This is a genomic window from Paenarthrobacter histidinolovorans, from assembly GCF_014647595.1.
Lineage (GTDB): Bacteria > Actinomycetota > Actinomycetes > Actinomycetales > Micrococcaceae > Arthrobacter > Arthrobacter histidinolovorans.
Genome location: NZ_BMPM01000011.1, coordinates 149,518 through 159,887, shown reverse-complemented (window position 1 = coordinate 159,887; position 10,370 = coordinate 149,518). Strand labels below are relative to the sequence as shown.

Below are 10,370 nucleotides of genomic sequence, written 5' to 3'. Positions count from 1 at the left end.
CAGTCGCCGAAGCCGAATCAGCCGCAGTCGCGGAGTCAGCAGCAGTCGCCGAAGCCGAATCAGCCGCAGTCGCGGAGTCAGCAGCAGTCGCCGAAGCCGAATCAGCCGCAGTCGCGGAGTCAGCAGCCGTCGCCGAAGCCGAATCAGCCGCAGTCGCGGAGTCAGCAGCCGTCGCCGAAGCCGAATCAGCAGCAGTCGCGGAGTCAGCAGCCGTCGCCGAAGCCGAATCAGCAGCAGTCGCGGAGTCAGCAGCCGTCGCCGAAGCAGCATCAGCAGCCGTCGCCGAAGCGGAATCAGCCGCCGTAGCAGCATCAGCACCCGTCGCCGAAGCGGAATCAGCCGCCGAAGCAGCATCAGCAGCCGTCGCCGAAGCAGCATCAGCAGCCGTCGCCGAAGCAGCATCAGCAGCGGTCGCGGAATCAGCAGCCGAGGCAGATTCCTCGAAGGAGACGCTTACGGAGTCATCGACCACAGAACCCTTGGTGGAGTAAAACGATGCGTAAGTCTGGCAGTGAATCTTGTCGGTGCCAGGGCTCTGGTTCCACTGGATATGCTCCGTGGAAGCGTTCGTCCCAGACGCAGAGACGTTGACTACACCTGCAGATGCGGCAGTGAGGCAAAGTGTGACCGTCGTTGAAACGTTAGGGTCATCCCCTGCAATTCGAAGTTTTCCGTCTTCGAAAGTGACGCCAGGGTTGGAGCCGCACAGCTCCAGCACGCCGCCGTCTGCCGAGATCGGAATTTCCTGATCGTGGATGTTCGTCGTCAGGGTAATTTCCTGGGCGGTACCCACCGAAACCGGAGTCGCCGGGTTCGAGAACGCCAACTTGATAGATGGTGCTGTGGGGATCGAGGCAAGGATCTTTGCCTGATCCTTATCAGTCATATTGCCCGCACAGAATGACTGCCGCAGGGCTGAATCCGCACCGGCGGGGTCACTGACACACCAAATGAGATTCTGGAGCGCCCAGCGCTGATCGCTTGTGCCGTCCGCCTTGGCCTTCGTTACACCACCCAGGTCACTGTAGTTGGTGGGATTGAGCCTGTACCCGTTCTGGATGAGGTATGCAATGACCTTTTCCTGCGAAGCGTTGAGCCTGGCATTTCCGGATTGGGGCTCAAGCGTACCGACGGGGGTGCCGTCCTGCCCGAGCACGCCGTTCTTGTTCGTTTCGCCACAGGACTTTGATTCAATGTCGGTGCAGAAGAGCCATTCGGCAACTGCTGTCCCCGTGATTTCGTCGTACCTCACGCCGCAGAGGGGCGGGGTTACAAAAGTATCGGGGTCGTTCTCGCCCCACATGTCATAGAGCGGCACTACCGCACCGTTGTTGTAATCGGTCAAGCGCTGGCCAAAGACCTGTGTGAGGTCACGAACTTCACCAACGGCCTGACGTGGGTTGCTGTGGGTCGAGCCGGGACATGCAACGCTAAATGTCGTCGCAGGCGTCGAAGGCCCCGCTGCCTGGGCGGGGGCGGCTATCGCTACAAAGGACAGCGCGAGCGTCCCCAAGGCCAGCGCAGTGCTGGCCCGCCTTCCCACCAACCTTCGCGGGCCGTGTTTTCTAACTAATTTCACAGTAATTTTCCGTTTCTCTCGCGTCCTCGGGGGCACCTCAAATTGCAAAGGCCAAGGAGCCACCTAACATGGCCCCGTATACAAGAGGCGCGTTTGTGAGATTCGTGACGCAGATCTGAAAAAAGTCTTCCGCGGACACGGCAGCGGTCGACCTCAGCCTGACTGCCACCAGCAACGTGGAGATGAATGCCTGCGATGCCTTCTGGATCGCCGGTAGTGGGCCCAGTGCAGTTGCGCGCGAGGATGTTACGGGACGTCGACCGACTCGAAGGCCCCCTGTCCCGGTGGGCGGCGCCTCTCCCCGGGAACGTCGGCAACGGCCGGAACGCGAAACGGCCACAAGCGGCCACTGCTTTGGTGCCTCGATGCTCCCAGGGACGTACGTCGTCTACGATCCTTGGGGCTCACGGCAAGCTAAAACGTTCGACGGCGGCACGAACCTGAGGTGGGAACCGCCGTCGTCGATGCAGCGACAGTCAGCCGGCAGGCTGCGGTTCCGTTTGCGCCCGGACGCTCCAGGCCGACCAATCGAGCGGGTGCACCGAGGGACGACCCAGGAGGTATCCCTGCGCCGCGGTGACTTTCAGGGCTGTGACTTCCTGCAGTTCTTCGGCTGTTTCGATGCCCTGCGCGTGGACATCCGCCCCGATCTCGCGGGCCAGTTCGACGATGGCCTTGGCACGGAGCTTCTGGCCGTCGTTTCCGGCGATTCCTTCAATCAGGTGGCGATCCAGTTTGATGATGTCCGGGTGCAATTGCTCGATGCTGTCCAGGGAGACCAGCGCGGCTCCCGAGGCACTGACCGCCACTCGCAATCCCAAAGCCCGCAGCTGTTCGAGGCCTTCGCCGCCCGGCTGGGCCGTCATGGATTCCAGGCTCCCTGTCAGCTCGATGATGATCCTCTCCGGGGCCAAGGCAGCAGCGGCCAGAAGGTTCCGCACCCGGGGGTCGTGCGAGGTCGCCGGGGTGAGGTTCAGTGTGACGAACATGTTTTCCGGGACGTCGTGCGCGGCCATCAGTGCGCAATGCAGCGCTGCTATCTCCAGCTCAGTGCCCAGACCGGCAGCAGCTGCTTCGCTGAACCACACATCGGCGCCCGCGCCGTCCTCACCGATGAACCTTGTCAGGGCTTCGACGCCGATAGGGTCGCCGTTGGGAAGGGAATGGATTGGTTGGAACGCAGTGAGGAGGAGTTTGTCGGCCAGGACCGACTGGATGCCGGCACGGACGTCGTGGCTGACGGGGACCAGTACGGTTCGTGAGGCGTCGGATGACTCCAGATGCAGGCTGGCGTGTTCCAGGTGAACTGGCACGTTGTACGCCGTCTGGGATGTTTTGCGGGTGAGGAGCAAATGCTTCAGCAGTGCGCCCTCGGGGTCGTCAGGGTGCTCGTCAAGGAGCTCACGGAGCTTGTTCCTGGCTCCTTGGCTGCGCGGTTCAGAGTCCTCAAGAATGGACTCGATGATGTCCAGGACCTGGGCCCGCATGGTCACTTCGTCCGTAAACGGCGTGCCCCCTGCGCCTTCCTGGTTGCTGCTGTCCGCGTCGTTACCCGGTGATAGAGAGCCCGCTTCTTGAGCCATCAATTATTCCTTTGTGTATCCCCCGCTGGCCAGGCCAGACAACTGCCGCCCCCCGCATGAGGGCCTTGCCTCGCATCTTACAGAGAAAAGTGTCACTTGGCTCACACTTATCACTCGAATCACAGGAAGCTTTCAGTGGGGAACCGCAGCCCACGCCTCGTCTGACACTTCGATCTCACGTGCCATGTCGTCGAGGAAGCGCATCACAGTCCCGCGTTCCCCGGGAGTAAGGCGGGCGGCAGCCAGGAACCGTTTGGCCTGCTGCTTGCCCACAGTGCGCATCGCAGCTTCGTGCGTTTCGGGCGTAATGGCGATGGCGAGGGCCCGACGGTCTGAGGGGTGCGCCTGCCGGGTTACGTGGCCGGCACGTTCCAGCCGGTCCAGCAGCTTGGTGGTTGACGCCGTCGAGATGTTCAGGTGGGAGGCTATCGCTCCGGGCGTGGCGATGACGCCATGGTTCGCGCAGACAATCAGGTAATGCAGTGCCCGCATGTCCGATTGGTTGAGTTTCATGTACCGGAGCGAGGCGTCGGCGAGGCGCTGTTCGGCGTCGCGGAGTCTCCCGAACGCTGCCATGAGTTCGTTGATCTGTTGGATGTCGGCGTCGGAGAACCGTGAGCGGTCAATCAACTGCTGATGCGGATCATTGGCATCCAGATGATAAATGCCGGCTGAGGCCGGGAAGCCGGCTTCTTCAGGCATTTCTTCAAGACTGGACATGCTGAGTATGTTACACCTAACTTCCTACATGGTAGCCTTTCTTCTAGCTTGTCTAGCAATATTAGGGCGGTTGTAAGACTCGGCTGTTTAAAGACTCAGGGTGCAGGAGGAAGGCGCAAAATGAACGCTACAGAGATGGTTGTCCTCCTTGACGACGCCGGCACACCCATAGGGGAAGCCCCGAAAGCGGGGGTGCATACGCGGGAAACACCCCTCCACCTCGCGTTCTCGTGCTACCTCCTCAACGATGACGGCGAGATCCTCCTGACCCGCCGCTCGCCGGAGAAGAAGACCTGGCCAGGGGTGTGGACCAACAGCTTCTGCGGGCATCCGGCCCCGGGCGAGGATCACCTGGACGCAGTAGCCCGGCGGGCGCAATTCGAACTGGGAGTGGATGCCAACCAGGTTGGACTGGCACTCCCCCACTTCCGGTACAGGGCCGTTGATCCCACGGGCATTGTGGAAAACGAGATCTGCCCCGTCTACATCGCCAGGATCGCCGGCGAGTTGAAACCCAACCCTTCCGAGGTAGCAGACTGGGCGTGGATGTCCCCGGCGCTTCTGGCCGACTCCCTGGAGCGCACCCCAACCGCGTTCAGCCCATGGTTGGGGCTCCAGTTCCCCCAGCTGCTTGAGGCCCGGGTACTCCAGCCCGGGACCGGAGCGAAAGCATGACCGTCACCTCCGGCTCTTTGCGCAGCCGCACCGACCTTTGCGCGGCGATCGAGAACGAGCTGAGCGGGCTCATCGGCAAGCGGGCAGCCTCCGCAACAGCGTACGGGGCCCATTTCACCAGGCTCTGGGAACTGGCCGGCCACAACGTCCTGGGCGGAAAGTTCGTGCGCCCCCTCCTGCTGATGGAGACCTACGATGCCCTCAGGACCCGTCCGCAGCAAAAGAATCCAGCCGCGACGGACCAGCCCCGAACCAGCCCGCCCAACACCGACAACCGCGAAACCGCCATCAGCATTGCTGCCGCGATCGAACTCCTCCACTACTCTTTCCTGCTCCACGACGACGTGATCGACGGCGACCTCGTCCGGCGAGGGCACCCCAACCTGATCGGCTCACTCCTTGCGGAAGCCCAGTCCCTTCCCCGGACCACCAACGCCGAAGGAGCCCGTGAAGGCAGCGACCTCCACTGGGCCCAAACCGGCGGAATCCTCATGGGGGACATGCTCCTCGCGGCAACCCACCAGGCCTTCGCCAGGGCAGACCTCCCCCACGCACTGCGGCTGCGGCTGCTGGATCTCCTGGAACACACCATCAACGAAACAGTGGCCGGCGAGCAGCTGGACGTGGGCCTCGGGGACGGCATCATCGACCCCCACCTCGAGACCATCCTGATGATGTGCGGCTATAAAACCGCCACTTACACCTTCGAACTTCCCCTTCGGGCCGCAGCAGCGCTGGCAGGTGCCGACTTCGCCGTCGAAAATGCGCTGGCCAGCGCCGGCCGGCATCTGGGGCTCGCCTTCCAACTCCAGGACGATCTCCTGTCCACCTTCGGGGATCCCCGCCGGCACGGCAAGGACCCATTTTCGGACCTGCGGGAGGGCAAGGAAACGGCCATCATCGCCCACGCCCGGACCACGGCGGCGTGGCCGGACATGGAGCCCTTCTTCGGCAGGCCGGAGCTGAACGGCGCTGAATGCGAGTACGTCCGCCGGCACCTGGCAGACTGCGGTGCGGAAGATTTTGTCAACGGACTCATCGAGGAACAGATGCAGGCCTTCAACGACCTGCTGACAAGCACCATCCCGGACGGCGTCTGCAGTGTGTTGCTGGACCTCGCCGGGCAGCTGGAAGGGCGGCAGTCATGAGCCTCGCCGCGGATACCTCTTTCACCCATTTCACCCGGACGGCCGAGCGGGCTGCCAACCAGGTGATCGCCGCATATTCCACATCGTTCGGCCTGGCGTGCAAGCTGCTCGGGCGGCGGCACCGCCAGCATGTACGGAACATCTATGCCCTGGTACGCGTCGCGGACGAACTCGTGGATGGCGTCACCGCGGAGGCCGGACTCAGCTACCAGGAACAGTGCGACGCCCTGGCCCATTTCATTGAGGAAACCCATCGGGCCGTCAAGCTTGGCTACAGCAGCGACCTCATCATCCACGCCTTCGCCCAGACTGCCCGGGCAGCCCGGATTGACCACTCCCTCATTGATCCGTTCTTCGATTCCATGCGCACGGACCTCGGCGAGCGCACGAATGCCCCGGGCACTCCCCTTCGCTTCGACGCCGACGCCCACCAAGGTTACGTCCACGGCTCTGCCGAGGTGGTGGGGCTGATGTGCCTGCGCGTTTTCATGCGGGATGAAAACATCGACGACGGCGACGCCGCGGCTCTGCAGCATGGCGCCGGCCGGCTGGGGGCTGCTTTCCAGAACATCAATTTCCTGCGCGACCTGGCCGACGACACCACCCGCCTGGGACGCAATTACCTGGGCACGTCCGAGCATCTGGCGGACGGTGACCGCATGGCCTGGGTGGGCACCATCCGGGCCCAGTTGGCCGATGCCAATGCTGTTATCCCCCTGCTGCCGCGCGATGCCCGGGCCGCTGTCCGCAGCGCCCTTTCGCTCTTCGCGGCCCTGACGGACAGGATCGAGCAGACTACCGTGGATGAGCTCTACCGTTCACGGGTTCGCGTCCCGGACGCCGTGAAAGCCGGCCTTGCCGCCCGGGCAGTCGCCTCAACCTGGATGGAGTTGCACCGATGACCCGGACAGTAGTGATCGGCGGTGGCATCGCTGGGCTTGCCACCGCTGCGCTCCTCGCCCACGAAGGACACGAGGTGCAGCTCCTGGAGCAGCGCAGCCAGGTCGGCGGCAGGGCCGGGAGCTTGGCGCGCGATGGCTTCCGCTTCGATACGGGCCCGTCCTGGTACCTCATGCCCGGCGTTTTCGACCACTTCTTCGAGCTTCTGGGCACCAGCACCGCGGAGCAGTTGGACCTCCGCACGCTCAGTCCTGCGTACCGCGTGTTCAGCGAACCAAACCTCGACGGCGTCCGGCCGGACCCGCTGACCGTCCCCTTGGGCAGCGAGCAGGTCCTGGAGACGTTCGAGGACGTGGAACCCGGCAGCGCCAAGGAGCTGGCAGCCTACCTGGCATCGGCACGGCACACAACGGATATGGCGGAGCGCTTTTTCCTCTACAACCCCTTCACCAAACTGCAGGGACTGCTTCAGCCCGAGGTGCTGCGCAGCCTGCCCAAGCTTGCGCAGCTTCTGCTGACTCCCCTGGACAAGTACGTGGCCCGGCGATTCCAGCATCCGGTACTGCGGCAGGTCCTGGGTTATCCGGCCGTCTTCCTGGGCACCAGTCCTTCCGATGCTCCCGCCATGTACCACTTGATGAGTGCTCTGGATCTCGGTGACGGGGTGCAGTACCCGATGGGAGGTTTCTGGGAGCTTGTGGGCCGCCTTGAAGACTTGGCCGTCCAGGCAGGGGTCCGGATACACACCGGTGCCGAAGCCCTCAAGATCACTACCCGCGCAACCACCAGGACCAGGAAGGTGGGCCGTTTCGACGGCGTGAAGCTTCCGGCCGCACTGACCGGCAAGGACAGCCGTGAAGTCACCGGGGTGACCTGGCGTGACACCTCCGGGAACGAGCACTACAGCGTGGCCGACCTCGTGGTCTCCGGTGCCGATCTCCACCACACCGAAACCCAACTGCTGGGCGTGCGGGACCGCAGCTACCCCGGTTCCTGGTGGCAGCGGCGCACCAGCGGCCCCGGAGCAGTTTTGGTGATGCTGGGAGTCAAGGGCAAGCTTCCTGAGCTGCCGCACCATTCTTTGTTCTTCACCCGCGATTGGGAGGCAAACTTCGCCTCGATCTTCGGTGAGAAGCCGGCGATTCCTGATCCCGCGTCAATCTATGTCTGCAAACCCAGCGCGACCGATCCCGCTGTAGCCCCCAAAGACCATGAGAATCTCTTCGTCCTGGTCCCCATCCCTGCCGATCCCTCGTTGGGAGCCGGCGGCCCGGACGGAACGGGCGACGGACTCATAGAGCGAACTGCCGACGCCGCAATCGACCAGATCGCCCGATGGGCCGACATTCCGGACCTTCGCGATCGGATCGTTGTCCGGCAGACCATAGGACCTGCGGACTTCGCCCGTGACTACAACTCCTGGCGCGGCGGCATGCTGGGACCGGCCCACACACTGGGACAAAGCGCCATGTTCCGGCCACAGAATGCCTCCAAGCGCGTGCAGGGCCTCTACTACGCCGGCGCCACCACCGCCCCTGGCGTGGGTGTGCCCATGTGTCTGATCAGCGCGGAGCTTGTCCTGAAAAGGATCCGCGGCGATCACAGCACCGGCCCTGTCAGTGTGAGGCCCGTAGCCAGCAGGATTGGCTGATGGGAGTTCTCTACTTGGCCTCATTGCTGTTCGGCATCAGCTGCATGCTGCTGCTTGATCACAGATTCCGTTTGTTTTTCTGGCATGACGCGAAGGCAGCGGCGATGGTGACCGCCGTCGGGGTGTTGTTCTTCCTCGGCTGGGACGCGGCCGGCATCGGGCTGGGGATTTTCCTCCGCGGCGAAGGAACCATCGCCACGGGCCTGTTGATCGCTCCGGAGCTGCCCATTGAGGAGCCCGTGTTCCTGCTCTTCCTGACCCTGTGCACCATGGTCCTGTACACGGGCGCACGGCGGCTGCTCGAACGGCTGCCGGCGAGGCAAGCGGAGCGGGAGCGGGAGAACGCATGACGTACCTATGGCTCGCGCTTGCCTTCATCGCCGCGGCCGCCGTCGCGGGGGTGGTCTTCGCCGGTCGGGGTGCCCGGCAGGGCGAGGCCTCCAAGCATTGGAAAGCCGTGGGGCTGGCCTTCGCTGCGTTGGCTGTGCTGACAGCGGTGTTCGACTCCGTGATGATCGGCATGGAGCTTTTCCACTACGATTCCTCGCACATCCTTGGGCTGAAGGCAGGGCTCGCCCCCATCGAAGATTTCGCCTACCCGTTGGCGGGTGTCGTGGCGCTGCCCGGACTGTGGATGTGGCTGACCCGGCGCCGGAATGCCGGGGCGCAATCCAACCTTAAGGGCCTGGTTCCGCAGGCAATACTCGCGTCCCGTCCGGTCAGTTGGATCAACACCGCGTACCCGTTCGCCGCGGCCATGCTCCTCACCACCCGCGAAATCGACTGGGTGCTGATCGTGGGAACGTTCTACTTCCTGATCCCCTACAACCTGGCCATGTACGGCATCAACGACGTCTTCGATTACGAATCGGACCTCAAGAATCCGCGCAAGGGCGGCATCGAAGGGGCGCTCCTCAAGCCGCACCTGCACCGTCCCATGCTGTGGCTCGCGGCGATCACCAACGTGCCGTTCCTCCTGGTGCTGGCTTTGGCGGGCGGGCCTGCGGCATGGATCAGCCTGACCGTGAGTGCCTTCGCCGTGGCTGCCTACTCCGTGGCGGGACTCCGCTTCAAGGAACGCCCGGTCTTGGACTCGTTGACGTCCAGTACGCACTTCGTAAGTCCCGCCGTCGTCGGTTTGGCGTTGGCGGGCGCCGACGTAACGCCCGGTCTCCTTATCCTGTTGGCCGCGTTCTTCCTCTGGGGCATGGCGGCCCATGCCTTCGGCGCCGTCCAGGACATCGAACCCGACCGGCAGGCCGGCATCGGCTCCATCGCTACAGTGATTGGCGCCCGGCGGACGGTGCGGCTCGCCGTCGTTCTCTGGCTGGTAGCGGGCCTGGCGATGCTGGCCACGCCGTGGCCCGGGCCGCTGGCGGCGATCATCGCGGTACCGTACATCGTCAATTGCGCCCCGTACTGGACCGTCACGGATACGACGGCGGCACGCACCAATGTGGCATGGCGGCGGTTTATCTGGCTCAACTACGGTTCAGGATTCCTGGTGACCCTGATCTTCATCCTGCAGTGGGGCCTGACGTCATGACGCGGACGGTTCCCCGGGCTCTTCGTCGATTGTGTCCAACGCTTCGCGCATGTGCTGCAGGAAATCCACCACGATCCTCGACTCGTCCGGGCTCAGGGCAGAAGCTGCGTCCAACATCCGTCGGTGCATTCCGCCCAAGGTGTGCCGGACTTCCTGGTCCGATCCCGGGGTCGCCTTCAGGATCAACGCGCGACGATCGCTCGGATGGGGTTCGCGGCGAATATGGCCGGACTCCACCAGACGGTCAATCAAGGTGGTCATTGACGCCGACGTTATCCCGAGCTTGTCCCCCAGGTCCTTCGGCTTCATCACCTTGCCGGCCGCTTCCGCTTCGAACAGATACCGCAGTGCCAGCAGGTCCTTCTCGCCCATCCCCATGGACGAGCGGGTCCTGCGGCGCATCGCTTGTTCGGAGGCCCGATAGTCCCGCAACGCGTTCAGGACATCGATGGCGATGGCCTTCTGCCCCGGGTCTTTCCCGTACCAATAGCCCTTTGCGTGGCCTTCCGAATCCATCCGATGTTCCTTCGATAAGCGTAAAGCTCGCTTCACTAGCAATTTGATACTA

Annotated in this window: 10 protein-coding genes; 6 read left to right on the top strand and 4 right to left on the bottom strand. The window is 63.5% G+C overall.

Going from position 1 to position 10,370, the window contains the following annotated elements; all coding sequences use genetic code 11:
• From IEY62_RS20410 to IEY62_RS20400, 3 genes are all read right to left on the bottom strand, one after another.
• Nucleotides 1-1,345 (bottom strand): hypothetical protein (locus IEY62_RS20410; protein ID WP_189021233.1); only part of this gene is annotated, 1,345 nt, incomplete at its 3' end.
• A gap of 710 nt (nt 1,346-2,055) precedes the next feature.
• Nucleotides 2,056-3,162: an EAL domain-containing protein gene (locus tag IEY62_RS20405; protein ID WP_189021232.1), complete on the bottom strand. Its 1,107-nt coding sequence runs from the start codon at nt 3,160-3,162 to the stop codon at nt 2,056-2,058.
• Nucleotides 3,163-3,294: 132 nt separating this feature from the next.
• A complete protein-coding gene (locus IEY62_RS20400; protein ID WP_189021231.1) occupies nt 3,295-3,882 on the bottom strand; it encodes a MarR family winged helix-turn-helix transcriptional regulator in 588 nt (195 codons plus the stop codon).
• A 120-nt stretch (nt 3,883-4,002) separates the two neighbouring features.
• Here IEY62_RS20400 and idi point away from each other — a divergent pair, with 120 nt between their 5' ends.
• From idi to IEY62_RS20370, 6 genes are read left to right on the top strand one after another with little or no spacing between them, the layout of a single operon-like run.
• The gene (idi, locus tag IEY62_RS20395) at nt 4,003-4,557 is read left to right on the top strand and encodes an isopentenyl-diphosphate Delta-isomerase (protein WP_189021230.1); all 555 of its coding nucleotides are present in this window, start codon (nt 4,003-4,005) and stop codon (nt 4,555-4,557) included.
• Nucleotides 4,554-5,705, top strand: coding sequence for a polyprenyl synthetase family protein (locus IEY62_RS20390; protein ID WP_189021229.1), 1,152 nt, complete (start codon nt 4,554-4,556; stop codon nt 5,703-5,705). The genes idi and IEY62_RS20390 overlap by 4 nt, the downstream gene beginning before the upstream one ends.
• Nucleotides 5,702-6,607, top strand: coding sequence for a phytoene/squalene synthase family protein (locus tag IEY62_RS20385; RefSeq protein ID WP_189021228.1), 906 nt, complete (start codon nt 5,702-5,704; stop codon nt 6,605-6,607). The genes IEY62_RS20390 and IEY62_RS20385 overlap by 4 nt, the downstream gene beginning before the upstream one ends.
• Nucleotides 6,604-8,256, top strand: coding sequence for a phytoene desaturase family protein (gene crtI, locus IEY62_RS20380; protein ID WP_189021227.1), 1,653 nt, complete (start codon nt 6,604-6,606; stop codon nt 8,254-8,256). Before IEY62_RS20385 ends, crtI begins: the two co-directional genes overlap by 4 nt.
• Nucleotides 8,256-8,606: a lycopene cyclase domain-containing protein gene (locus IEY62_RS20375; protein WP_189021226.1), complete on the top strand. Its 351-nt coding sequence runs from the start codon at nt 8,256-8,258 to the stop codon at nt 8,604-8,606. The genes crtI and IEY62_RS20375 overlap by 1 nt, the downstream gene beginning before the upstream one ends.
• Nucleotides 8,603-9,802 carry a prenyltransferase gene (locus IEY62_RS20370; RefSeq protein WP_189021225.1) on the top strand — a complete coding sequence of 400 codons (1,200 nt, stop codon included), beginning with the start codon at nt 8,603-8,605 and terminating at the stop codon, nt 9,800-9,802. The genes IEY62_RS20375 and IEY62_RS20370 overlap by 4 nt, the downstream gene beginning before the upstream one ends.
• Here IEY62_RS20370 and IEY62_RS20365 read toward each other — a convergent pair.
• Nucleotides 9,797-10,318, bottom strand: a complete 522-nt coding sequence (locus IEY62_RS20365; RefSeq protein WP_189021224.1) for a MarR family winged helix-turn-helix transcriptional regulator — start codon at nt 10,316-10,318, stop codon at nt 9,797-9,799. The two genes, IEY62_RS20370 and IEY62_RS20365, sit on opposite strands and share 6 nt — an antisense overlap.
• Nucleotides 10,319-10,370 lie beyond the last annotated feature (52 nt).

Excerpts from the sequence above, each read along its gene's own strand:
- IEY62_RS20375 (WP_189021226.1), top strand. The coding sequence starts at position 8,256 with ATGGGAGTTCTCTACTTGGCCTCATTGCTGTTCGGCATCAGCTGCATG.
- IEY62_RS20400 (WP_189021231.1), bottom strand. The coding sequence starts at position 3,882 with ATGTCCAGTCTTGAAGAAATGCCTGAAGAAGCCGGCTTCCCGGCCTCA.
- IEY62_RS20390 (WP_189021229.1), top strand. The coding sequence starts at position 4,554 with ATGACCGTCACCTCCGGCTCTTTGCGCAGCCGCACCGACCTTTGCGCG.
- idi (WP_189021230.1), top strand. The coding sequence starts at position 4,003 with ATGAACGCTACAGAGATGGTTGTCCTCCTTGACGACGCCGGCACACCC.
- IEY62_RS20370 (WP_189021225.1), top strand. The coding sequence starts at position 8,603 with ATGACGTACCTATGGCTCGCGCTTGCCTTCATCGCCGCGGCCGCCGTC.
- IEY62_RS20385 (WP_189021228.1), top strand. The coding sequence starts at position 5,702 with ATGAGCCTCGCCGCGGATACCTCTTTCACCCATTTCACCCGGACGGCC.
- crtI (WP_189021227.1), top strand. The coding sequence starts at position 6,604 with ATGACCCGGACAGTAGTGATCGGCGGTGGCATCGCTGGGCTTGCCACC.
- IEY62_RS20365 (WP_189021224.1), bottom strand. The coding sequence starts at position 10,318 with ATGGATTCGGAAGGCCACGCAAAGGGCTATTGGTACGGGAAAGACCCG.
- IEY62_RS20405 (WP_189021232.1), bottom strand. The coding sequence starts at position 3,162 with ATGGCTCAAGAAGCGGGCTCTCTATCACCGGGTAACGACGCGGACAGC.